18 protein-coding genes and 2 tRNA genes are annotated in these 22772 nt (G+C 68.9%); 9 read left to right on the forward strand and 11 right to left on the reverse strand.

Annotation, left to right across the window (positions count from 1 at the left end):
- Positions 1–55 precede the first annotated feature (55 nt).
- From glgB to glgX, 5 genes are all read right to left on the reverse strand, one after another.
- Positions 56–2251, reverse strand: coding sequence for a 1,4-alpha-glucan branching protein GlgB (gene glgB, locus ACQY7V_RS00780; RefSeq protein ID WP_154477298.1), 2196 nt, complete (start codon positions 2249–2251; stop codon positions 56–58).
- A 102-nt stretch (positions 2252–2353) separates the two neighbouring features.
- Entirely contained in the window at positions 2354–4399 is a 2046-nt protein-coding gene (locus tag ACQY7V_RS00785; protein WP_303772387.1) for an alpha-1,4-glucan--maltose-1-phosphate maltosyltransferase, read from the reverse strand.
- A 72-nt stretch (positions 4400–4471) separates the two neighbouring features.
- Positions 4472–5215: a VIT1/CCC1 transporter family protein gene (locus ACQY7V_RS00790; RefSeq protein ID WP_277299089.1), complete on the reverse strand. Its 744-nt coding sequence runs from the start codon at positions 5213–5215 to the stop codon at positions 4472–4474.
- A gap of 122 nt (positions 5216–5337) precedes the next feature.
- Positions 5338–6438, reverse strand: coding sequence for a tryptophan--tRNA ligase (gene trpS / locus ACQY7V_RS00795; protein ID WP_154477303.1), 1101 nt, complete (start codon positions 6436–6438; stop codon positions 5338–5340).
- Between the two features lie 32 nt (positions 6439–6470).
- Positions 6471–8765: a glycogen debranching protein GlgX gene (gene glgX / locus ACQY7V_RS00800; RefSeq protein ID WP_277299088.1), complete on the reverse strand. Its 2295-nt coding sequence runs from the start codon at positions 8763–8765 to the stop codon at positions 6471–6473.
- A 211-nt stretch (positions 8766–8976) separates the two neighbouring features.
- On the opposite strand from glgX, the gene ACQY7V_RS00805 reads away from it, so the two are divergent.
- The 5 genes from ACQY7V_RS00805 (at position 8977) to ACQY7V_RS00825 (ending at position 13292) form a co-directional block, all read left to right on the forward strand.
- Complete coding sequence (locus ACQY7V_RS00805) at positions 8977–9768, forward strand: electron transfer flavoprotein subunit beta/FixA family protein (protein ID WP_277299087.1); 792 nt, start codon at positions 8977–8979, stop codon at positions 9766–9768.
- A 2-nt stretch (positions 9769–9770) separates the two neighbouring features.
- Complete coding sequence (locus tag ACQY7V_RS00810) at positions 9771–10769, forward strand: electron transfer flavoprotein subunit alpha/FixB family protein (protein ID WP_235361605.1); 999 nt, start codon at positions 9771–9773, stop codon at positions 10767–10769.
- 4 nt (positions 10770–10773) lie between these two features.
- A complete protein-coding gene (locus tag ACQY7V_RS00815) occupies positions 10774–12021 on the forward strand; it encodes a cysteine desulfurase family protein (protein WP_277299086.1) in 1248 nt (415 codons plus the stop codon).
- Positions 12021–13172 carry a tRNA 2-thiouridine(34) synthase MnmA gene (gene mnmA / locus ACQY7V_RS00820; RefSeq protein ID WP_277299091.1) on the forward strand — a complete coding sequence of 384 codons (1152 nt, stop codon included), beginning with the start codon at positions 12021–12023 and terminating at the stop codon, positions 13170–13172. The genes ACQY7V_RS00815 and mnmA overlap by 1 nt, the downstream gene beginning before the upstream one ends.
- A 39-nt stretch (positions 13173–13211) precedes the next feature.
- Positions 13212–13292, forward strand: a tRNA-Leu gene (locus ACQY7V_RS00825).
- Between the two features lie 100 nt (positions 13293–13392).
- Here ACQY7V_RS00825 and ACQY7V_RS00830 read toward each other — a convergent pair.
- Entirely contained in the window at positions 13393–14985 is a 1593-nt protein-coding gene (locus ACQY7V_RS00830) for a Na+/H+ antiporter NhaC family protein (protein ID WP_428638468.1), read from the reverse strand.
- Between the two features lie 100 nt (positions 14986–15085).
- On the opposite strand from ACQY7V_RS00830, the gene ACQY7V_RS00835 reads away from it, so the two are divergent.
- Complete coding sequence (locus ACQY7V_RS00835; RefSeq protein ID WP_303775536.1) at positions 15086–15562, forward strand: peroxiredoxin; 477 nt, start codon at positions 15086–15088, stop codon at positions 15560–15562.
- Positions 15563–15793: 231 nt separating this feature from the next.
- On the opposite strand, the gene ACQY7V_RS00840 is transcribed toward ACQY7V_RS00835, so the two are convergent.
- Positions 15794–16027 carry a hypothetical protein gene (locus tag ACQY7V_RS00840; RefSeq protein ID WP_428638470.1) on the reverse strand — a complete coding sequence of 78 codons (234 nt, stop codon included), beginning with the start codon at positions 16025–16027 and terminating at the stop codon, positions 15794–15796.
- Positions 16020–16092, reverse strand: a tRNA-Lys gene (locus ACQY7V_RS00845). The genes ACQY7V_RS00840 and ACQY7V_RS00845 overlap by 8 nt, the downstream gene beginning before the upstream one ends.
- 97 nt (positions 16093–16189) lie before the next feature.
- On the opposite strand from ACQY7V_RS00845, the gene ACQY7V_RS00850 reads away from it, so the two are divergent.
- Complete coding sequence (locus tag ACQY7V_RS00850; protein WP_154477317.1) at positions 16190–16885, forward strand: metal-dependent transcriptional regulator; 696 nt, start codon at positions 16190–16192, stop codon at positions 16883–16885.
- A 17-nt stretch (positions 16886–16902) separates the two neighbouring features.
- Here the strand turns inward: ACQY7V_RS00850 and ACQY7V_RS00855 are convergent, their stop codons facing one another.
- Positions 16903–17349: an HIT family protein gene (locus ACQY7V_RS00855; RefSeq protein WP_235361596.1), complete on the reverse strand. Its 447-nt coding sequence runs from the start codon at positions 17347–17349 to the stop codon at positions 16903–16905.
- A gap of 121 nt (positions 17350–17470) precedes the next feature.
- Between ACQY7V_RS00855 and ACQY7V_RS00860 the strand changes: the two genes are divergently transcribed.
- On the forward strand, positions 17471–20401 hold the full coding sequence (locus tag ACQY7V_RS00860; protein ID WP_428638472.1) for a leucine--tRNA ligase: 2931 nt from the start codon (positions 17471–17473) through the stop codon (positions 20399–20401).
- 87 nt (positions 20402–20488) lie between these two features.
- The gene (locus ACQY7V_RS00865; protein WP_428638475.1) at positions 20489–21451 is read left to right on the forward strand and encodes an Fpg/Nei family DNA glycosylase; all 963 of its coding nucleotides are present in this window, start codon (positions 20489–20491) and stop codon (positions 21449–21451) included.
- A 22-nt stretch (positions 21452–21473) separates the two neighbouring features.
- Here ACQY7V_RS00865 and ACQY7V_RS00870 read toward each other — a convergent pair whose 3' ends face one another.
- Both ACQY7V_RS00870 and cysE read right to left on the reverse strand, forming a co-directional pair.
- The gene (locus ACQY7V_RS00870; RefSeq protein WP_184452967.1) at positions 21474–21965 is read right to left on the reverse strand and encodes a GNAT family N-acetyltransferase; all 492 of its coding nucleotides are present in this window, start codon (positions 21963–21965) and stop codon (positions 21474–21476) included.
- Positions 21966–22062: 97 nt separating this feature from the next.
- Positions 22063–22671 carry a serine O-acetyltransferase gene (gene cysE / locus ACQY7V_RS00875; RefSeq protein WP_184452965.1) on the reverse strand — a complete coding sequence of 203 codons (609 nt, stop codon included), beginning with the start codon at positions 22669–22671 and terminating at the stop codon, positions 22063–22065.
- Positions 22672–22772: the final 101 nt, after the last annotated feature.

Consider the following 22772-nt stretch of genomic DNA (forward strand, 5'->3'; position numbering starts at 1 on the left):
GATCTCTCGGGCCGATCGGCCCGAGGACGCCCGTTCTTCCAAAGCGGGTGGGCGCTCAGCCCTCCTGGCTCACCGGCGCGAGCCAGAGCGCGCCGAGGGGCGGAACGCGCAGCTCGACCGAGAAGGGGCGCCCGTTCCACGGCACCGCCTCCGCGACGATCGTGCCGGGGTTGGTCACCCCCGAGCCTCCGAACTCCTCCTCATCCGTGTTGAGGATCTCCGTCCACTCCCCGCCGAAGGGCAGGCCGATGCGGTAGCCCTCGTGCGGGTTGCCGGCGAAGTTGGCGGCGCAGACGACGACGGGCTGGAGCGTGCCGTTGCGCTGGCCCTTGCGCAGGTAGGAGATGAGGTTGTGATCGCCGTCGGAGGCGTCGATCCATTCGAAGCCCGTGTAGTCGTCATCCCAGAACGCCGAGTGGGTCGTGTAGATCCGGTTGAGCTCTGCGACGAGGCGCTGGATCCCGGCGTGCCCCTCGAAATCGGTGAGCCACCAGTCGAGGGAGTAGGAGTCGTTCCACTCCTGGCGCTGGCCGATCTCCTGGCCCATGAAGACGAGCTGCTTGCCCGGATGCGACCACTGGTAGGCGAAGAGGGCGCGCAGGCCCGCGAAGCGCTGCCAGTCGTCCCCGGGCATCTTCTCGACCAGGGTGTTCTTGCCGTGGACGACTTCATCGTGCGAAAGGGGCAGGATGTAGTTCTCCGAGAAGGCGTAGACGAGGGAGAAGGTGAGCTCCCCGTGGTGCCAGCGCCTGTTGACCGGATCCTCGCTGAGGTAGCGCAGGGTGTCGTTCATCCACCCCATGTTCCACTTCATGCCGAAGCCGAGGCCGCCTCCGCTCGTCGGCGCGGTGACCCCCGGCCAAGCGGTGGATTCCTCGGCGATCATGACGATGCCGGGATGGCGCCTGTAGGCGGTCGCATTCGCCTCCTGGATGAATTCGATCGCTTCGAGGTTCTCGCGGCCGCCGTACTGGTTGGGGCGCCACTGGCCGTCCTTGCGCGAGTAGTCGAGGTAGAGCATGGAGGCGACGGCGTCGACGCGCAGGCCGTCGATGTGGAAGTCCTCGAGCCAGTACAGGGCGTTGGCGACGAGGAAGTTGCGCACTTCCCGTCGGCCGAAGTTGAAGACGTAGGTGCCCCAATCGGGGTGCTCGCCGCGGAGCGGATCGGGATCCTCGTACAGGGGGGTGCCGTCGAAGCGGGCGAGGGCCCAGTCGTCCTTCGGGAAGTGGGCGGGCACCCAGTCGAGGATGACGCCGATCCCGGCCTTGTGAAGCTCATCGACGAGGTAGCGGAAGTCATCGGGTGTGCCGAAGCGCGAGGTCGGAGCGTAGTAGGAGGTCACCTGGTAGCCCCAGGAGCCGCCGAAGGGGTGCTCGGCCAGCGGCATGAACTCCACGTGCGTGAAGCCCATCTCCTTGAGGTAGGGGACGAGCTCGTCCGCGAGTCCGCGGTAGCCGAGGCCCTGCTTCCAAGAGCCGACGTGGAGCTCGTAGATCGACATCGGCCCGGTGTGGACGGAGCGCTGCGCGCGGGAGGCCATCCACTCCTCGTCGCTCCATTCGTGGAAGTAGTCCGTGACGACCGATGCGGTGGCGGGGGGGATCTCCGTCGCGCGGGCGAGGGGGTCGGCCTTCTGGAACCAGTTCCCCCCGGGGCCCTGGATCTCGTACTTGTAGCGGGCGCCGACCTCGACCCCGGGGATGAAGATCTCCCAAACGCCCGAAGCGCCCAGGGAGCGCATGGCGGTCGCTGAGCCGTCCCAGAAGTTGAAATCGCCGACGACGCGCACGGCGCGCGCATTGGGCGCCCAGACGGCGAATGCGACGCCGGACACCGGGCCCATCGCCCCCTCGTAGTGCTTGACGTGGGCGCCGAGGACCTTCCAGAGCTGCTCGTGGCGGCCTTCGGAGATGAGGTAGGTGTCCATCTCCCCGAGGGTCGGCAGGTAGTGGTAGGGGTCGTCGAGGAGGGTGATCTGATCGCCGTAGGTGACGCGGACCCGGTAGTCGGGGATCTCCGTGAGGGGCAGCACGGCCACCCACACGCCGGCGCGTTCGTGGACCGCGGCGTAACTGTCGTCGGCGGTCACGATCTCCACGGCATCGGCGAGATGATGGACCGTCCTGATCGTCACGGAATTCTCACCGAGGTGGGCGCCGAGGACGGCATGGGGCATGTAGTGGCTGCCGCTGCCGACGGCGTCGAGGACTGAGGGGTCGACGGGCAACGGTGTCATGTCGGGTTCCATGCCTCGATTGTCCCACGTCCGAAGCGATGATGTGAGCCGCGCGACAGCTCAGGTCGAGGTGATTCTCACCCGCTCACCGCGTGTGCGCGGTGAACTGCGCATTCACCGCGTCGCCGCCCAGGGGTCGAGGTCGAGGAGGGGCTCGACCGAGAGGACGTGTCCGAGCCGCGTGACGGGGGAGAGCTCGACCCAGTTGCGCGTCCCCCAGGTGTAGGTCCGCCCGTCGAGTTCGTCGACGACGCGGATCCTGCCCCCCGGGGTTTCAACGCCGAGGGCGGACAAGTCGATGTCGACGGTGCCGGAAACGCCCTCGTGCGGGTTCAAGGAGACGACGCAGATGACGGTGTCCGTGCTCGAGCCGGTGAAGCGCCCGGCGATCTGCTTGGAGAAGCAGATGATGTCGGGGTGCGAGGTCGGGTGGATCGTCAAGGAGTGGAGCTGGCGGAGGGCGGGGTGCTTCGCCCTGGCGGCGTTGAGCAGGGTGAGCAGACGCGAGATCCCCAGGGGCTCGGCGTCGGCGAAGTCGCGGGGCCTGAACTCGTACTTCTCGTTGTCGATGAATTCCTCGAAGCCGGGGCGCTGGACGTTCTCAACGAATTCGTAGCCGGAGTAGACGCCCCAGTTCGGCGATCCGAGGGCGGCCAGCATCGCGCGGATGGCGAAGATCGCACTGCCCCCGCTCGTCATCTGAGGGGTGAGGATGTCATGCGTCGTCGGCCAGAAGGTGGGGCGCATGAGATGAGCGGTCTCGGCGGAGACCTCTTCGAGGTAGGCCTCGATCTCCTCCTTGCCGGTCCTCCAGGCGAAGTAGGTGTAGGACTGGTCGAAGCCGATCGCGCCGAGGGTGCGCATCATGGCGGGGCGCGTGAAGGCCTCTGCGAGGAAGAGCACCTCGGGGTGGGCCGCGCGGATCTCGGCGATGAGCTGCTGCCAGAAGCGGACGGGCTTCGTGTGGGGATTGTCGACGCGGAAGATCGTCACCCCGTGCGAGATCCACAGCTCGAGCACGTCGCGGATCGCCGCGTAGATGCCCGCGTAGTCGTTGTCGAAGTTCAAGGGGTAGATGTCCTGGTACTTCTTCGGAGGGTTCTCCGCGTAAGCGATCGTCCCGTCGGCGCGAGAGGTGAACCACTCGGGATGGGCCTTGACCCACGGATGATCGGGCGAGCATTGAAGGGCCAGGTCGAGGGCCACTTCGAGTCCGAGTCCACGGGCGCGCTCCACGAATGCGTCGAAGTCGTCGAAATCGCCGAGCTCGGGGTGGATCGCCTCGTGGCCGCCGGTTTCGGCTCCGATCCCGTAGGGGGAGCCGGGGTCGCCGGGCCCGGCGACGAGGGCGTTGTTCCTGCCCTTGCGATTCGTCGTCCCGATCGGGTGGATCGGGGTGAGGTACACGACGTCGAATCCCATTTCGGAGATCCTCTCAAGGCCCTCGGCGGCCGCCTTGAGAGTGCCCGAGACCCAGGTGCCGTCGGGGTTCTGGAAGGCTCCGAATGAGCGCGGGAAGATCTCGTACCAGCTGCCGGTGAGCGCCCTCTCCCGGGCGACGGCGAGCGGGTAAACGGCGGAGGACCCGAGCAGGTCGCGCAGGGGGCGCGCGCGGAACACGGCGCGCACCCGCGAGGAGACCCCCGCTGAAAGGCGCTGCTGCGCGGAGCGGGTCCGGTCGCGCAGGTGCGCGGCCGCATCGGCGAGCACCGCGGCGTCCTCGGGCGCGGCGGGGCGCTGAGTCGGATTGAGGAGGGCCTCCCCGGCGATCGCGCGCTCCATGAGGCGCGCGCCTTCTTCGAGCATGAGCTCGACATCGACACCGGCGTCGATCTTGACGGTCGCATCGTGACGCCAGGTGGCGTAGGGGTCCGACCAGGAGTCGACGCGGAAGCTCCACGCGCCGGGCCGATCCGGCATCACCCAGGCCTCATAGCGGTCCAGCCCCGGCGCGATGTCCACCATCGGGACCCGGCAGTGCTCGCACCCCTCGGGATCGAGGAGGATCGCCTCGGCGGCGAAGGCGTCGTGGCCCTCGCGGAAGACGGTCGCTCGGATCGGGAATGGCTCCCCTTCCGTCGCCTTGGCGGCCAGGCGGCCGTCCTCGACGACGGGGAAGAGTTCGGTCACGGGGATCCGGGGCAGGAGGATGTCGCTCACCCCACCCAGGGTACCCAAAGGAGGGGGCCGGTCGCGGGCGCTTCGCCCACGATCCGCTCCAGCGCCCCATCCTCAGACATCGACCCCGAAGGCGCGGCCGACGACGAAGGTGAGGGCCATCGCCGCCGCTCCGCCGACGAGGAGGCGGAGCACCGCACGGCCGCGCGGCGCATCGCCGAGCGCCGCCGACACGTAGCCGGTGAGGGCCAGAGCGATGAGAACCGCGACGAAGGTGGCGGGGATGCGCATCGCGGGCGGGAAGACGAGCATCGTGAGCAGGGGGAGGAGGGAGCCGAGGAGGAAGGCGAGGAATGAGGATCCCGCTGCCGCCCAGGGGTTGGTGAGGTCGTCCGGGTCGATGTTGTGCTCGGTCGTCAGGTGCGCGTCGAGCGCGTCGTGACGCGAAAGATCCCTTGCGACGAGGGCGGCCGTCTCCTCGGAGAGCCCGCGCCGGACCCACATGGCGGCGAGCTTGCGCTCCTGGCCCTCGGGATCGGCTTCGAGGAGGCTCTTCTGGACGCGGACGAGCTCGCGCTCCGTGTCCCTCTGGGTCGACACCGACACGTATTCGCCGACCGACATCGAAAGGGCGGCGGAGACGATGCCGGCGACGCCGGCGATCGCGATCGCGGGGGTGTTCGTCGGATCGGCCGCGGCGACGCCGACGAGCAGGCCCGAGATCGACACGATGCCGTCGTTGGCGCCGAGGACGCCGGCCCTCAACCAGTTGAGGCGCCGCGAGACGGACTGCTTGCGTTCAGGGGCGGGGCGGGCAGCCGTTGAGACGCGGGCGGCGGAGGGGAGCGTGAGGTCCATAGCCCGAAAGCTAAACCTTCGGCACGAGGCCCACCAGCAAGGATATGCGCGCCTTGAGGAGGCCCGGGGAGCATAAAAAAGGGTGCCCTCAGGGGTCTGAGGGCACCCGGAGAGCCGCTCGCTCAGTAGTCCATCTGCATCGCGGTGCGGACCTCGTCGAGGGTCCTGTTGGCCTGCTCATTCGCCTTCTCGTCGCCGGCGCGCAGGACCGACCACAGGTAGTCCTCGTTCTCGAGGAGCTCCGCGCGCCGTGCGCGCATAGGGGCGAACATCTCATTCAGGGACTCGGTGACGAAGGCCTTGAGGGCGCCCGCACCCCTGTCGCCGATCTCATCGGCGATCGCCGCGGGTTCGCGCCCCGTCGACAAGGACGCGAGCATCAGGAGGTTGGAGACCTCGGGGCGATTCACCGGGTCGAAGGTGATGCGGCGTTCGGCGTCGGTCTTCGCCTTCTTGAGGATCTTCGCGGTCTCGTCGGCGCTCATGCCGAGTTCGATCGTGTTCCCGCGCGACTTCGACATCTTGGTGCCGTCGGTGCCCAGCAGCAGGGGCACCTCCGAGAGCAGCGCCTCGGGGCGCGGGAAGACGGGACGATCAGGAGTGGCCCGGCCGTAGCGCTTGTCGAAGCGCTGGGCGATGAGGCGCGCCTGCTCCAGGTGGGGGAGCTGATCCTGCCCGACGGGCACGAGATTCGCCTTGCAGAAGAGGATGTCGGCCGCCTGATGCACCGGGTAGGTGAGCATGAGCCCGGACATCGCACGGCCGTCGGTCGCCTCGAGTTCGGCCTTGACCGTCGGATTGCGGTGCAGTTCGGACTCGGTGACCAGCGACAGGAAGGGGAGCATGAGCTGGTTGAGCGCGGGGATCGCCGAGTGGTTGAAGATCACCGAGCGCTCAGGATCGATGCCGGCGGCGATGTAATCGGCGATGAGAGCGAGGACGCGCTCGCGGATCGGGCCCACGCCGTCGCGGTCGGTGATGACCTGGTAGTCGGCGATGAGCACCCAGGTCTCCACGCCCCGCTCCTGGAGGAGGACCCGATTGCGCAGGGTCCCGAAGTAATGGCCGAGGTGGAGGTGCCCCGTGGGACGGTCGCCGGTCAGGATCCGGAAGCGCGAGGGATCCTCATCGATCGCCCGGTCGATTTCGGCCGAGCGCGCCTTCGAGCGCGCGAGCGACGCGTCGGAAGTGGAATTGGCGAGGGCATCTTCACTGGAGGTCATGGGCAGATCCTATCGCGAGGCGCCGCCCCGGCTCATTCCCGCGCCTGCACCGCGATGTCGGACAGGAGGACTTTCACCGAGATCGGCGCGATCGACACGGTGTCTTGATGAGCGACCTGCTCGAGATCGAGGCTGAGTGCGAGCGGATCGGTCGAGGGCGGGATCGCTTCGTCGATCGGACCCCACGCGGTGTCGACGGCGACGAGCCAATCGAGGCCGTGGCCCTCGGGAAGGCGCACCTCCTGGGGCTCCAAGGTCCCGTTCACGATGACGAGGGCGTCGCGATCCGACCAGCGCGCCCCTGAGCGGAGCATCTGGAAGACGCGGTTCTCCGATCGGGTCCAGCCCTCGTTCGGCATCGGATCGCCCTGGGCCGTGTGCCAGGAGACGTCGGGCACTGTGTCTGCGTGATACGGGACGCCGCTGGCGTAGACGTCGGGGCGCAGGACGGGGTGCGCCGAGCGCAGGGCGATGAGCCACCGGGTGAGGGCGAGCTGATCGAGCTGGGGGGCGGAGAGGTTCCAGTCGAGCCAGGAGATCGGCGAATCCTGGCAGTAGGCGTTGTTGTTGCCGAACTGAGTGCGCGCGAATTCGTCGCCGCCGAGGAGCATCGGAGTCCCGGCCGAGATCAGCAGCATCGTGAGCAGGTTGCGCTGGGAGCGGCGGCGCCTCCAGTAGACGAGCTCCTCGCCCTCCTCACCGGGGCGCGCGGCGGCCGCCTCGGCCGTGGAGGAGAGCGTCGAGGCGACCCAGCCCTCGATCCCGTGGTTCCACGAGCGGTTGTCGTTCGAGCCGTCTCGGTTCCCCTCGAGGTTCGCCCAGTTGTGCTTGGCGTCGAAGGCCGTGAGATCGGCCAGGGTGAAGCCGTCATGGGCGGTGATGAAGTTGATCGACGCCCGCGGGCCGCGACCGCGGCCCTTCCCGTGGTCGTAGACATCGCGGGAACCGGCCAGCCGCGTCGCGAGGTTGTTCGGCCCGGAGGCCCCTCGGCCCTCGATGAGGGACTTGACGTCGGAGAGCCAGAAACCGCGCAGGGCGCCGCGGTAGTGGTCGTTCCATTCGGAGAACGGCAGGGGGAAATTGCCGGTCTGCCAACCGCCGGGCCCGATGTCCCAGGGCTCGGCGATGAGCTTGCAGGTGCCGATCTCAGGGTCGGTGGCCATCGCGACGAGGAGGGGGTGCATGGGGGTGAATCCCGTCGAGAAGCGCCCGAGGGTCGCGGCGAGATCGAAGCGGAAGCCGTCCACCCCCATCGAGGTCGTCCAGTACCGGAGTGAATCGAGCACCATCGCCATGGTCGCGGGCTCATCGAAGTTCACGGTGTTGCCCGTGCCCGTGTCGTCGATGCTCTGAGTCGGCCGGGTGTTCGTGTGCCGGTAGTAGAGGGGGGAATCGAAGCCCCGCCACGACAGGGTGGGGCCCCCGTCCCCGCCTTCGCAGGTGTGGTTGTAGACGACGTCGAGGATGACTTCGATCCCGGCCTGATGGAGGATCGACACCATGCCGCGGAACTCGTCGACGACGGCTTGCGCCCCGTTCCTGCGCGCCGCAGGCGTCGCGTATCCCGGTTCGGGGGCGAAGAAGGAGAGTGTCGAGTACCCCCAGTAGTTCGTCAGCCCCCGTTCGGCGAGGAAGGCCTCCTCGCATTTGGCGTGGACGGGGAGGAGCTCGACCGAGGTGACGCCCAGCCGCTTGAGGTAGTCGACCGATGCCGGATGCGCCAGGCCCGCGTAAGTCCCCTGGAGCTCGGCGGGAACGCCGGGCATGTTCTTCGTGAAGCCCTTGACGTGGATCTCGTAGACGATCGTCTTCTCCCAGGGGATCCGGGGCTTGGGGGCGACGGCGAAACGATTGTCGACGACGACCGAGACGGGGACGTGCCCGCGAGAATCCAGGGGGGAGCGCTTGAAGGGGTAGGCGGCGGGGTACAGCTCGTCGTCGACCATGTGGGCGTAGACGGCGGGCCCCATGTCGACGCCGCCCTCGATGCCGCGGCCGTACGGGTCGAGGAGGAACTTCGAAGGATTGTGGAACAGCCCCGCGTCGGGGTCCCAGGGCCCGTGCACGCGGAATCCGTAGCGCGTCCCCGCGCCCCGCCCGGGAATGCGCCCGTGCCAGATCCCCTCGTTCGAGGCGAGCAGGGGATAGCGGGTCTCCGTGGAGTCGGGTTCGAGCACGCAGAACTCGACCGCGGTGGCGCTGCGCGCCACGACTGAGACGTCCAGGCCGTCCGGGCGCAGCGAGACGCCGAGGCGACGGGGGACGGGATGGGGCTCCACGACTTTCGCGTACGCGGCATGATGGTCGTGGGCGAAGTCCCCGGTCATGATCCCCCTCCTCTTGCGGCGCGCGCCGCGCACGCCTCTTTAGCGGTCGAGGCGAACGTTACAGCCAATAAGACTAGGCCGCGCGGCGGAGGAATACCGGGAAACGGCTCCCGTGGCGCACAAACGCCGTCGCGGGCCCCAAGATGTGCGCTTCGCCATGGAGTGCCGACCCCCGCTGAGTGAAGCGGTGCGAGTGTGGCAGTCTAGGCCCATGAGAATCATCGTGTGCGTCAAGCACGTCCCCGACATGCAGTCGGATCGACGTTTCGAGGATCGCAGGATCGTCCGAGGAGAGGACGATGTCCTCAACGAGCTCGATGAGAACGCGGTGGAAGCCGCCGTTCAGCTCGTCGAGGAGCACGGCGGCGAAGTCATCGCCCTCACCATGGGCCCCGAGGACGCCGAGGACGCCCTGCTCCGCGCGCTCCAACTCGGCGCCGACAGGGGGGTCCTCGTCACCGATGAGCGACTCGAGGGCGCCGATGCGGGCCTGACCGCGACGGTCCTCGCCGCCGCGGTCCAGCGCCTCGGGGAGGAGGAGCCGATCGACGTGGTCGTCACCGGCATGGCCTCGCTCGACTCGATGACCTCCATGCTCCCGGCCGCCCTCGCCACCCGGCTCGGAATGCCCCTCCTCGGCCTCGCGCACTCCATCGAGGTCGACCTCGATGCCCGCACGGCCACGATCGCGCGCAACGCCGACGGGTACGAGGACGTGCTCGCAGCCCCGATGCCCCTCGTCGTCTCGGTGACCGACCAGATCAACGAGCCCCGCTACCCGGCCTTCGCGGCGATGAAGGCGGCCCGGAAGAAGCCGATGGACTCCTGGGGCCTGGACGAGATCGCCGCGACCCGCGCCGGCGCGCTGATCGCGGACCGCCCGAGGGTCCTCGAAGTCCTCGAATCCGCGGAAGTGCTGAAGGACGGCCCCGGCACGATCATCCCCGACTCTGGCGACGCCGGCGAGCGCCTCGCCGCCTACCTCCTCGAAGTGGTGAAGTGACGATGACCGACCTTCTCAACACCCCGATCCTCGTCCTCGTCGAGCACCAGCGCGGCGACGACGGCGCATGGCGCCTCACCCCCGCTTCCGCACAGGTGATCTCGCTCGCGAAGGAGCTCACCGGCGGAGGGGTTCACGTCGTCGCCCTCCCGTCAACGCCCGACGCCCCCGCCCTCGGCGCCCTCGGTGTGGAGAGGATCCTGCGCCCGAGGCTCGACGATCTCGCCCCGAGGGTGAGCGGCGTCGTCGCCGACGCGGTCCTCGCCTGCATCGCCGACGACCGCTACGGCGCCTTCCTCGTGCCCTCGTCCTACCGGGGACGGGAAGTCGCCTCCCGGGTCGCGATGCGCCTCGACTCCGGTGTCGTCGCGGACGCGACCGCCCTCGAGGTCGAGGGCGAGGCCCTCATCGCGACGACGGTCGCGCTCGCGGGGACCTGGACGAACCGGATCCGCGTAGAGGGGGCCCTGCCCGTCGCCACCGTGAAGACCGGCGCTCACGGCGTCGTCCCCGCCGCGACGCCGACCGCCCCCGTGATCGAGGACGTCGACTTCGAGGTGAGCCCGGAAGCCGGTGCCGTGGAGGTCGTCTCCTCCACCGCCGAGGGCGGAACCGGCCGCGTCAGCCTCGCCGACGCCGATGTCGTCGTCGTCGCGGGCCGCGGCACCAACGGCGACATGTCGGTCGTGGACGCGCTCGCCGATGAGCTCGGCGCCGCAGTCGGAGCCACGCGAGTCGTCGCCGATGAGGGATGGGCGCCGAGGAACCTTCAGATCGGCCAGACCGGTGCGAACATCTCGCCGAAGCTCTACATCGGCCTCGGCGTCTCCGGAGCGATCCACCACACGGTCGGCATGCAGTCGAGCGCGCACATCGTCGCCGTGTGCGACGACCCGGACGCGCCGATCTTCGAGATCGCCGACTTCGGCGTCGTGGGCGATCTCTTCGAGGTCGTGCCCCAGGCCCTTGAGGCGATCCGGGCGGCTCGCGGCGAGAACTGACGCCGTGACGCACTACCTCGATCACGCGGCGACCTCGCCGATCCTCGATTGCGCGCGCGAGGCGTGGGTCGAGGCGCAACGCGCTCTCGCGCTCGAACCGGGCAATCCCGCGTCGCTTCACGCCGGAGGCCGCAGGGCCAGGCGGATGCTCGAAGACGCCCGGGAACGGATCGGGGTCGCCCTGGGGGCCGAGCGCGCCGAGGTCGTCCTCGTGTCGGGCGCCACCGAATCCGATGCGCTCGCAGTCGCGGGGGCGGCTCGTGCGGTCCGCGCCCTCGCCCCCGGGCGCACCCGCGTCCTGCTGTCCGAGGTCGAGCACGACGCGGTCGGCGAGCAGGCGCAGGGCCTGGCCGATGAGGGCTTCGAGGTCTCGCGCCTCAAGGTCGCGCCCTCCGGCGTCGTCGAGGTCGATCCCGCACTCCTGTCGGCCGACGCGGATTCCCTGGCGGTGGCCTCCCTGACGCTGGTGAGTTCGGAGATCGGAACGATCCAACCGCTCGGGAGCCTCGTCGAAGCGCTTACGGCCGCCGCTCCCGAGGCCGCGGCGACGGGCGGCCGCGCCCTCGTCCATACCGACGCCGCGCAGGCCGTGGGCGTGCTGGATGCGGATTTCTCCGGGCTCGGCGTCGATCTGCTCTCCCTCGGGGGGCACAAGATCGGGGCCCCCGTGGGCACCGGGGTCCTCCTCGTGAAGAGGGGGACGCCTCTGCGCACGGACCGGCCCGGCGGCGGGCACGAACGGGGCCTGCGTTCGGGAACCCCCGATGTCGCCGGCGCGTGCGCCCTGGCCGCCGCGCTGGAGGAGACGGTGCGGGAGCGCAGTGCGCGACGCGCACACGCGCTCGAATTGCGTGAACAGCTCCTCGACGGCCTGAACGCCGCGAGCGATTCGCTGGGGGCGCCGATCCGCCCGAGCGTCGATCCGGAGCTCGCCTCGCCGACCATCATCCACCTGTCGATCCCGACCTCGCATCCCGAGGCGGTTCTCATGGCGATGGATGCGGCGGGCATCGCCGTCTCGGCCGGATCGGCGTGCCATGCGGGCGTCACGCGTCCCTCCGCGGTCCGACTCGCCATGGGTGCGAGCGAGGCCGAGGCGCTCGGGGCTCTGCGGGTCTCGACCGGGCCCTCGACCGCTTCGGAGGACATCGAGGCCTTCCTCCGCGCACTCCCTCGGGCCCTCGCCGCCGGGCGCGCCCTTGATGAGCGCGAGGGCTCCCGCGCGGCGCGTTCGTCGTCGAGGAGGTCATGATGCGCGTCCTCGCCGCGCTTTCGGGCGGCGTCGATTCCGCCGTCGCCGCCGCTCGCGCCGTCGACGCCGGTCACGAGGTCGTCGGCGTCCACATGGCCCTTTCCTCCCAGCCCCTCGAATGCCGGATCGGTTCGCGCGGCTGCTGCTCGGTCGAAGATGCGGGGGACGCCGCGCGGGCCGCGGAGATCATGGGGATCCCCTTCTACGTGTGGGACCTCGCCGAGGACTTCGAGAAGACCGTCATCGAGGACTTCGTCGAGCAGTACTCCCTCGGCCGCACCCCCAACCCCTGCGTGCGCTGCAACGAGTTCGTGAAATTCCGCGAGCTCGCCGAACGCGCGCGCGCCCTCGGCTTCGACGCCGTCTGCACCGGCCACTACGCGTCGATCGTCGAGGGGCCCGCGGGCCCGGAGCTGCATCGCGGCGCCGATCCGCTCAAGGACCAGTCCTACGTGCTCGCCGTCATGGGGCGCTCGGAACTGTCGAGGGTCCTGCTGCCCCTGGGCGATGCGGCTTCGAAGGCGCAGGTGCGCGCCGAAGCGGAGGCGCGCGGCCTGGGGGTCTGCGACAAACCCGACTCCTACGACATCTGCTTCATCCCCGACGGCGATACCCGCGGCTTCCTGCGCGCGAGGCTCGGCGGCGCGCCCGGCAGGATCGTCACTCCCGAGGGCGAGGCGCTCGGCTCGCACGAGGGCTATTGGAACTTCACAGTCGGGCAGCGCAAGGGTCTGCGCATCGACCGGCCCGCGGCCGATGGGCGCCCCCGCTATGTCCTCGAAACCCGTCCCGCGACGAACGAGGTGGTCGTCGGCGCTTCGGAACTGCTCCGCGTTGACGAGATCGCCTGCACCGAGGTCGTGTGGTTGGCGCCGGATGACCTCGGGGACGAGGGCGGTGCCGGTGCCGCGATCGGGACCGCGGATCTCTTCGTCCAGGTGAGGGCCCACGGCGAAGCCGTTCCGCTCGCATCACTGACTCATTCGGATGCCGGAGCCGCTCGCGAAGGGGGAGAGCCGGCGCTGACCGTTCGCCTCGCCCGCCCGATCCGCGGGGTCGCCGCAGGCCAGTCGGCGGTCTTCTACCGCGGTTCGCGGGTCATCGGCGAGGCGACGATCGAGAGGGCCCGTCGGGGCGCGGGCAACGCCTGAGTCGGGCCCGAGCTCCACTTCCCCTTAGGATGGAGGGGCGCGCAAGTGGCGGAATTGGCAGACGCGCTGGATTTAGGTTCCAGTGTCTTTGACGTGTGGGTTCGAGTCCCATCTTGCGCACCGGGCTCTCCCGCGCGTTCCCGCCGGGGATCGGGGTGCGGCCGCTTCCGTGAGGCGGCTTCGGCGATAGGGGTCGCGGCTCTTCCGCCAGCCGCGCGCCTCAGCGGGCGGAGTCCGCCTCAACTCGTCCGATGAGGGGCAGACGCGTCCGGACGAGGACCGTCAGCGCGACGAGCGCGGCGATGACGACGATGAGGCCGATGATCCCGTTGAACGTCAGGGCGTAGACGACGTATCCGAGCAATGATGCGCCGGCGCCCGCGAGGGCGTAAGGGAGCTGCGTGTTCACGTGCGTGATGTGGTTGCAGCCCGCACCCGTCGAGGAGAGGATCGTCGTATCCGAGATCGGCGAGCAGTGATCGCCGAAGACGGCGCCGGCGAGGACCGCGCCGAAAGCGGGGATGAGGAGCTCACCTCCGCCGGGGACGGCGGACATGATCTCGCCGGCGATCGGCAGGAGGATGCCGAAGGAGCCCCACGAGGTGCCGGTCGCGAAGGCCATCGCGCCCGCGACGATGAAGAGGAGGGGGATCAGCCAGGCGGCGGGGACCTTCGCCGCCTCAACGAGTCCGCCGAGATAGGCGCCGGTGCCGAGCTCGGAGATGAGCGAGCCGAGCATCCACGCGAGGAGGAGGATCTCGATCGCGGGGAGCATCGAGCGCGCCCCCTCGACGACGCCCTTGAGGGCGGTCCTCACCTCGAAGAGGGGATCCTCGTGCGTGTAGTGGAAGTAGTAGTAGGCCGCCGAGACGAGGCCGAGGGCGCCGCCGATGTTGAGGGAGAGCGCGACGTCGGTGTTCGCGAGGATCTCGAGGGCGCTCCACGAGCCCGAGGCCGAGTGGCCGGTCCAGGTGATCCCGCCCAGGACGCCGGCGACGAGGATGAGGAAGGGGACGATGAGCGCGCGCTTCGCCCCGGGCTCGTGGCGGGGCAGGCTGTCGGTGAGCTGGCCGGGCACTTGGGCCTCCGGGGCGAAGAGATCCCCGGATTCGACGGCGCGCCGCTCCTCGCGGCGCATCGAGCCGAAGTCGACCTCGAAGACGACCGTGAGCCAGAGCAGGACGATCGCGCCGATCGCGTAGTAGTTCATGCCCGCTGAGCGGATGAAGGCGCCCGCATCGGAGACGTCGATCGCGGCGGCGGCGACGATCGGGGCCATGATGCCGATGATCGAGGCGCCCCAGGAGGAGAAGGGCGCGAGCACGGCCACGGGTGCGGAGGAGGAATCGATGAGGTAGGCGAGCTTCGCCCTCGAGACCTTGTGACGATCGGAAACCGGACGCGCGACCTGCCCGACGGCGAGCGCGTTGAAGTAGTCGTCGACGAAGATCGCAGTGCCCAGGGCCGCTGCGAGGATCTGAGCGCCGCGACGGGACGTGATCTTCGTCATCGTCCATTCCGTGAAGGCTCCCGTGCCGCCGGCCATGAGGACGAGGGAGGTGATGATGCCGAGCGTGAGGAGGAAGACGAGGATCAGGACGTAGTAGGCGTTGATCGCGCCCTCGGACCAGAAGATCTGCGCGAAGGAGTTCCACACGAGGACGGCCGTCTTGGTGAGTGATCCATCGGCAACGAGGAAGGCCGCGGAGACGACGCCGGCGGCGAGCGAGGCGAGCACCCGCTTCGTCGTGATGACGAGGGCGATCGCGAGAATCGGCGGGATCAGAGTGAGAACGGGATGGGCCTCGATCACGGTGCGCTCCTTGTGAGGATGGGAATGCGGCCAGGCTAAGGCACGGGAGGCGTCGAGCGTCGTCGGGCGATCCTATTCGGACGGCCCTAGACTCTCGACCATGGCACAGCTCAGCGAAGGCGCGCAGGCGCCCGACTTCACGGCGGAATCGACGCGGGGGACGATCACTCTGTCGGAGCTCCTCGCTCAGGCGGACGAGGGGGTGGTCGTCTACTTCTACCCGAAGGCCTCGACTCCCGGGTGCACGGCTGAGGCCTGCGATTTCAGGGACTCGCTCAATTCGTTCAAGGGCGCGGGCTACACGGTGGTCGGCGTGAGCGCCGACCCGATGCCCGCTCTCGAGCGTTTCGCCGAGAAGCAGTCGCTCAACTTCCCCCTCGTGTCCGATCCCGAGCATGAGATTCTTCTCGCCTGGGGCGCGTGGGGCGAGAAGAAGAACTACGGCAAGGTCTATGAGGGGATCATCCGGTCGACGGTCGTCGTCGGCGGGGACGGTCTCGTCCGCCTCGCGAAGTACAACGTCAAGGCGACCGGGCACGTGGCGCGTATCCGCAAGGAACTCGGCCTCGACCGCTAGGCGTACGTCCCCGGGATTCGTGGCGTCCCGGGGACGAGGGCGGGGCCGTGCGCCGGACTCGGGCTCGGTGACGAGTCGGACGCACCTTGTTCCAGCCTCGGCAACAACTCGGACATCCCCTGCTCGGGCTGTGGCGACAACTCGGACTCGTCCTGTTCCAACCTTGACAACAACTAGGACAGAGCGAGTTGAGGTTCCGACCGTATTTGCAGGTCAGCGCTCACATTTGTTTCACACGGGGACGGCTCCGTCCGACTTGTGACCGTCTGCCAGTAACCCACTGTCCGACTTGTCGCCGGCGGCCCGCAGCCCCTTGTCCGACTTGTTGCCAGCGGCGCGCAGTCTCTTATCCGACTTGTCGCCGACGGCCCACAGCCCCTTGTCCGACTTATCACCACCCGCCCGCAGCGCGAATGAAAAAGAAGCGGCGCGACCGATCCGGTCGCGCCGCCTGGCGTGCGTCATGGGGGACTTGAACCCTCAACCCGCTGATTAAGAGTCAGCTGCTCTGCCAATTGAGCTAATGACGCGGGGGTCTTGCGACCGAGACACCACTGTACCGCCAGAGCAGGATCGATGCAAAAATGCGTGGTGAGAAGACCGCCACAGAATCGAATCGGGGGGCGCATGGCTGGAGTGACTCGCAGGTCAGGCGGGGAACCGCGCGCAACACAAGTCGCTCAGGACTACCTCAAGGCGATGTGGAGTTGTGAAGAAGCCGGGGAGGACGGGATCTCCGTGAACGACTTGGCGGCGCGAATGGGGGTCGTGGCCTCGACGGCGTCGGAGAACGTCGCGAGGCTCGCCTCGCAGGGGCTCGTCACGCACGAGCCCTATCGGCGAGTGCACTTCACGGATGAGGGGCGCGCGCTGGCGATCGCAATGGTCCGGCGCCATCGGCTCCTCGAGACCTACCTGCACGAGCACCTCGACTTCGAGTGGGATGAGGTGCACGAAGAAGCGGAGATCCTCGAACACGCCGTGACCGATCGCCTCCTCGATCACATCGACGCGGCGCTCGGCCATCCGAATCGCGATCCGCACGGCGATCCGATCCCCGATGCCTCGGGCGCAGTGGAGACCAGGCCGATGCTCCCGCTGGCGGACATGGTCGAGGGGGAATGGGCGAGCGTCGCGCGGCTCTCGGACGAGGATCCGCAGACGCTGCGCGATCTCGATGCCGCAGGGCTCCGACTCGATGCGCGCGTACGGCTCGTCCGACGGCGCGGCGAGGGCCTGGTCCTCGACGTCGAGGAGCGGACCGGGATCCGCATATCGGGCTCAACCGCTCGACTCGTGCAGGTGACGCCCCTCGACGCCTGAGCGCGGGGCGGCCCCGTTCAGGCGAGCGCCGCCGAGCCCATGTCCTCGGGGACGTGCGCGGTGTGCCCCTGTGCGAGGAGAGCCTCGCGCAGACGGAGCATCGCCTCGTCGAGCTCTTCGCCGCTCGCCTGCGCGGCGTTCGAAAGGAGGACATCGGCCTCGGTGCGCAGCGGGATCACATGGAGGTGAGTGTGCGGCACCTCGAAACCCGCGATGACCAGGCCCGCCCTCGGCACCCCGAAGGCCTTCTCCTGGGCGAGGCCGATGATGCGGGCGACGCGCATGAGGTGGGAGGCGACGTCGGTCGGGGCGTCGGTCCATTTCGGGTACGGCTCGCGCGGGACGACGAGGACGTGGCCGGGCGCGGTCGGCTCGATCGTGGCGAAGGCGACGCACACCTCATCGGCCCATGCGAAGCGGCCGGCCCATTCACCGGAGATGATCTTCTCGAAGACGGTTGTCATGCGCTCATTCTCACCCCTTCCACCCCGCTCCGACCAGTGGTCGCCAGGGCTTCGCGAGGAAACGATGGTCTACCCTTGTCAGGGCCGCACATGTCGAACGTGGAGAAGGGGAGGGCCCCATATGAGCCAGACGCCGGGCATGGAACCCGCACATCGGTACACCGCTGAACTCGCAGGCGATATCGAGACCGCGTGGCAGGACCGGTGGGACGAGCGGGGGACCTTCAACGCGGACAACCCGGTCGGCGACTTCGCGGGCCCCCTTTCGGAGGCGAAGCCCTTCTTCCTCCTCGACATGTTCCCCTACCCCTCGGGCAAGGGCCTGCATGTCGGCCACCCCCTCGGCTACATCGCGACCGACACCGTGGCGCGCTTCCACCGGATGAAGGGCGAGAACGTCCTGTACACGATGGGCTACGACGCCTTCGGCCTGCCCGCCGAGCAGTACGCGGTCCAGACGGGCCAGCATCCGCGGATCACGACCGAGCAGAACATCGCGAACATGCGCCGTCAGCTCCGTCGCCTCGGCCTGTCCCACGACCGTCGCCGCTCGCTGGCGACGACGGACACCGAGTACGTGAAGTGGACGCAGTGGATCTTCCTCCAGATCTTCAACTCCTGGTTCGATGAGACGGCGATCGCCCCGGACGGCTCCCTCGGCGCGGCGCGTCCGATCGGAGAACTCGAGGCGAAGCTGGCCTCCGGCGAGGTCGCCGTTCCCGACGGCCGGGCCTGGGCGGAACTCGATCGCGTCGAACGCGCGAAGGTCGTCGACTCCTTCCGCCTCGCCTACGTCTCCGAGGCGCCCGTCAACTGGTGCCCGGGCCTGGGCACCGTCCTCGCGAATGAGGAGGTCACGGCCGACGGCCGCTCCGAGCGCGGCAACTACCCGGTCTTCAAGCGGAGCCTGCGCCAGTGGATGATGCGGATCACCGCCTACGGCAAGCGCCTCGCCGATGATCTCGACACGATCGACTGGCCCGATAAGGTCCGCGCGATGCAGCGCAACTGGATCGGCCGCTCCGAGGGCGCGCGCGTCGTCTTCCCGGTGCCCGGCGCCGAGGGCGCGGGTGCGTCCCCGAGGGAGCTCGAGGTCTACACGACGCGTCCCGACACCCTGTTCGGAGCGACCTTCATGGTCGTCGCCCCCGAGCACCCGATCCTCGGCGGCACCTTCGCCGGCGACGCCCAGGACGCCGAGGCGCTCACGGTGCCCGCGCAGTGGCCCGCGGGCACGAAGGACGCCTGGACCGGTGGAGCCGCGAGTCCGCGCGAGGCGGTCGCCGCCTACCGCGCCCAGGCCGCCTCCAAGTCCGAGGCGGAGCGCGCCGATGAAGAGCGCGTCAAGACCGGCGTCTTCACCGGTTTCTTCGGAGTGGACCCGGTGAACGGCCGCGAGATCCCGGTCTTCGTCGCCGATTACGTCCTGTGGGGTTACGGGACCGGTGCGATCATGGCGGTGCCCGCCCATGACGATCGCGACTGGGAGTTCGCCCGCAAGTACGAGCTCGAGGTCATCCGGACGATCGGCCCGGCCGAGGATCCTTACGGTCATGACCTGTCCGAGAGCGCCTACGTCGGAGACGGCGTCGCCGTGGACTCGCGCAATGACGAGGTCTCGCTCGACGGCCTCGGCAAGGACGAGGCGAAGGCGGCGATGATCGCCTGGCTCGAGGAGAAGGGGGTCGGCCGCAAAGCGGTGACCTACCGTCTGCGCGACTGGCTCTTCTCGCGTCAGCGCTACTGGGGCGAGCCCTTCCCGATCGTGTGGGACGAGGACGGCCTGCCGCACGCCCTGCCCGAGGACCGGCTCCCCGTCGAGCTTCCCGAGGTCTCCGACTACTCGCCGCGGACCTTCGATCCCGACGATGCGGACTCCGAGCCCGAGGCGCCGCTCGGCCGCGCCGAGGAGTGGGTGAATGTCGAGCTCGACCTCGGCGACGGACAGAGGACCTACCGTCGCGAGACGAACACGATGCCCCAGTGGGCCGGTTCGTGCTGGTACGAGATGCGCTACACCGACCCGAAGAACGACGACGCCCTCGCCGCTCCGGAGAACCTGGCCTACTGGATGGGCGGGCGCGAGGGCAAGGAGTCCGGCGGCACCGACCTGTACGTCGGCGGCGTCGAGCACGCGGTGCTCCACCTGCTCTATTCGCGCTTCTGGCAGAAGGTCCTCTTCGACCTCGGGCACGTCCCGGATGCTGAGCCCTACCACACCCTCTTCAACCAGGGTTACGTCCAGGCTTACGCCTACACCGACGCGCGCGGCCAGTACGTCCCCGCCGACGAGGTCGAGGGCGATGAGACCGCCGGATTCACCTACAGGGGCGAGCCCGTCAACCGCGAGTACGGGAAGATGGGCAAGTCGCTGAAGAACATCGTCACGCCCGATGAGATGTACGAGGCGTACGGCGCCGACGTCTTCCGCGTGTACGAGATGAGCATGGGCCCGCTCGACCTTTCGCGCCCCTGGGAGACCCGCGCGGTCGTCGGCTCGCAGCGCTTCCTCCAGCGCCTGTGGCGCAATGTCGTCGACGAGGAGACCGGTGAGCTCACGATCAGCGAGGGCGAGGCGGATCTCGAGACGAAGCGCCTCGTCGCGCGCACGATCGCGGATGTCACGGTCGAGTACGAGAACATGCGCGTGAACACGGCGATCGCGAAGCTCATCGTTCTCAACAACCACCTGACCGGCCTTGAAGCCGCTCCGCGCGAGGCGGTCGAGGCGCTCATCCTCATGGTCTCCCCGGTGGCCCCGCACATCGCCGAGGAGCTGTGGATGCGTCTCGGGCACGCCGAGTCCCTCGCCCGTGAGCCCTTCCCGGTCGTCGCCGACGAGTCCCTCCTCATCGAGGAGACGGTGACGGCGATCGTCCAGGTCAACGGCAAGGTGCGCGCTCGCCTCGAAGTTTCGCCCTCGATCGGCGAAGATGAATTGCGTGAGGAGGCGCTCGCCCAGGGGCCGATCGTCAAGCTGCTCGACGGCCGCGATCCGCTGAAGGTGATCGTGCGCGCCCCTTCGCTGGTGAACGTGGTGCTTCCGCGCTGATGATCCGCGATGGTGCGGCCCCTCGATTCGATTCGGGGGGCCGCATTCATGGGGGTCGTGCCGCGGAGCCGAGATGAAGGAGGCGACATGCCCGAAGGCGATGCGATTCGTCGGCTCGCAGGAACGATCACCGAGCTCTTCGAGGGCGGCGGGGTCGTCGCGTCTTCGCCGCAGGGCCGCTTCGCCGCTTCTGCGGCCCGGATCGACGGGAAGGTCCTTCAGGCCGTCCGCGTTCACGGCAAGCACATGTTCATCGGCTTCGTCGCCGAGGGCGAAGGCGGAGGGCCTCCCGAGGAGTGGATGCACATCCACCTGGGGCTCTACGGGTGGTGGCGCTTCAACGGCGACGAGACCGTCGTCGATGAGGGCTACGGCGTGGCGCACCGCGTGCCCCCCGTTCCGGCGGGGGAGTGGAACGGCCATTCGGAGACCCGATGGGGGGAGGGCTTCGGCGAGGCCGAAGCGGGCACCTGGGACCCGCCCGCACCGGTCGGCCAGGTCCGTTTCCGCATGTACAACGCGCATGCGGTCGCCGATCTCGTCGGCCCGAATCGCTGCGAGCTCATCACGGATGCCGAGCGCGAGGCGGTCGAGGCGCGGCTCGGCCCCGATCCTTTAGAACGCGGCGCGCGGGATGATGAGGATGCTGCCGCGCGCTTCGCCGAGACGGCTCATGCGAAGAAGCGGGCGATCGGCGAGATCGTGATGGACCAGTCGATCATCGCGGGCGTGGGGAACATCTATCGCGCCGACGCCCTGTTCCTCGCGGGGATCTCACCGCATCGCAAGGGGGCGAATGTTTCCGTCAAGCGCTTGAAGGAGCTGTGGGTGCTGATCTGCGATCTCATGAATCGCGGTTTGGCTGCGGGCCGTCTGGAGACCATGGATCCCGATGAGGCCCCGGATCCTCCCCTCGAAGGCGATGAGGAGGCCTCGCGCTGGTACGTGTATCACCGCACGGGCAGGCCCTGCTTGCGCTGCGGCACGCCGATCCGCGAGGCGCTCATGCAGAACCGGCGCCTGTTCTGGTGCCCGTCGTGCCAGAGGTGAGCCGCTGAGCGAAGGGGCGGGGTCAGTCGACGTCCTCGAAGCCGAGGTCGTCGTAGAGTTCGGCGGCGCCCGCGTGCCGCGCGTCGATCCTCAGGGCGAGCGAGTCGTACCCCCAGTCCTTGCAGCGCCGTGCGATCTCGCCGACGAGGGCGGTGGCGATGCCGCGTCTGCGGTACTCGGGGTCGACGATGAGGTCGACGACGAAGGGGCCGTCGGGTGCGTCGTCCCAGGGCGATTCGCGGACGACGAGGATCGCCCCGACCAGGGTGCCCCCGTCCCAGGCTCCGACGAAGGAGTCGTCCGTCGTCGCGCCGAATGCGCCGTCGAAGGTCATGCGGAGCTCTTCGGAGGCCTGGAGGAGTGCTTCGGGGGTCGTCTCGAAGCCGTAGGCGTCCAGGTCGAGGACCGCGAGCACGGGGATGTCGTAACGGGTGAGCGTCGCGATCTCGACTCCTGCCGGGCGATCGACATCGGTCAACGCATCCACCTGTGCGTGAAGTGTGCGCTGTTCCATGAATCCAGCATAGGTGGCGCGCATCACATGCGCGGGTTTTCCATCCGTTCCGCGCGTCGGGATCGCGAGCGCCAGCAGGAGGGGGCGCCGGGGTCTGTCAGATGTAGAGCTCGGGCTCGGTGAGGAAGTAGGAGGGATCGATGATGAGGTCGTCGTCCTCCGTGTCCTCGCAGGCCTTGGGGATGAGGCGGGCCGGGACGCCGATGGCGACATTGCCGCAGGGCACGTCCTTGACGACGACGGCGTTCGCCCCGACCTTCACGCCGTTCCCGATCGTGATCGGGCCGAGGACCTTCGCTCCCGCCCCGATCATCACGTGATCGCCGACGGTGGGATGGCGCTTGCCCGGGGTCATCGACACGCCGCCGAGGGTCACGCCGTGGAAGATGACGACGTCTTCGCCGACCTCGGCTGTAGCCCCGATCACGACGCCGGTCGCATGGTCGATGAAGACGCGTCTGCCGATCCGTGCGGCGGGATGGATGTCGACTCCGGTGACGGAGCGGCTCGCCGAGGAGAGCATCCTGGCGGGCAGATGGGCCCCTCGCCGCCAGAGCGCATGCGAGACGCGGTGCGCCCACAGGGCGTGGACTCCGGGATAGGTGAGGGCCACTTCGAGGGTGGAGGTGGCCGCGGGGTCGCGGCGACGCGCGGTCTGAAGATCTTCCTTGAGGAGCTGAAAGGCCCTGCGGGGGTTCAACGGCATGCGCGTGTCCTTCGTGCGAGGTTCTGCTCAGTCTATCCCGCCTCGTAGCGGGGAGTCTTCGGAGGGGTGCCTGCGGGAGCGGGGCTCGCGGCTCGATACAC

This window comes from Schaalia sp., assembly GCF_050312375.1.
Classification (GTDB): Bacteria; Actinomycetota; Actinomycetes; order Actinomycetales; family Actinomycetaceae; genus Pauljensenia; species Pauljensenia hyovaginalis.

Excerpts from the sequence above, each read along its gene's own strand:
- ACQY7V_RS00865 (WP_428638475.1), top strand. The coding sequence starts at position 20,489 with ATGCCCGAAGGCGATGCGATTCGTCGGCTCGCAGGAACGATCACCGAG.
- ACQY7V_RS00870 (WP_184452967.1), bottom strand. The coding sequence starts at position 21,965 with ATGGAACAGCGCACACTTCACGCACAGGTGGATGCGTTGACCGATGTC.
- ACQY7V_RS00810 (WP_235361605.1), top strand. The coding sequence starts at position 9,771 with ATGACCGACCTTCTCAACACCCCGATCCTCGTCCTCGTCGAGCACCAG.
- mnmA (WP_277299091.1), top strand. The coding sequence starts at position 12,021 with ATGCGCGTCCTCGCCGCGCTTTCGGGCGGCGTCGATTCCGCCGTCGCC.
- ACQY7V_RS00790 (WP_277299089.1), bottom strand. The coding sequence starts at position 5,215 with ATGGACCTCACGCTCCCCTCCGCCGCCCGCGTCTCAACGGCTGCCCGC.
- ACQY7V_RS00835 (WP_303775536.1), top strand. The coding sequence starts at position 15,086 with ATGGCACAGCTCAGCGAAGGCGCGCAGGCGCCCGACTTCACGGCGGAA.
- ACQY7V_RS00860 (WP_428638472.1), top strand. The coding sequence starts at position 17,471 with ATGAGCCAGACGCCGGGCATGGAACCCGCACATCGGTACACCGCTGAA.
- ACQY7V_RS00840 (WP_428638470.1), bottom strand. The coding sequence starts at position 16,027 with ATGACGCACGCCAGGCGGCGCGACCGGATCGGTCGCGCCGCTTCTTTT.
- ACQY7V_RS00855 (WP_235361596.1), bottom strand. The coding sequence starts at position 17,349 with ATGACAACCGTCTTCGAGAAGATCATCTCCGGTGAATGGGCCGGCCGC.
- ACQY7V_RS00805 (WP_277299087.1), top strand. The coding sequence starts at position 8,977 with ATGAGAATCATCGTGTGCGTCAAGCACGTCCCCGACATGCAGTCGGAT.
- ACQY7V_RS00850 (WP_154477317.1), top strand. The coding sequence starts at position 16,190 with ATGGCTGGAGTGACTCGCAGGTCAGGCGGGGAACCGCGCGCAACACAA.
- glgB (WP_154477298.1), bottom strand. The coding sequence starts at position 2,251 with ATGGAACCCGACATGACACCGTTGCCCGTCGACCCCTCAGTCCTCGAC.
- trpS (WP_154477303.1), bottom strand. The coding sequence starts at position 6,438 with ATGACCTCCAGTGAAGATGCCCTCGCCAATTCCACTTCCGACGCGTCG.
- cysE (WP_184452965.1), bottom strand. The coding sequence starts at position 22,671 with ATGCCGTTGAACCCCCGCAGGGCCTTTCAGCTCCTCAAGGAAGATCTT.
- glgX (WP_277299088.1), bottom strand. The coding sequence starts at position 8,765 with ATGACCGGGGACTTCGCCCACGACCATCATGCCGCGTACGCGAAAGTC.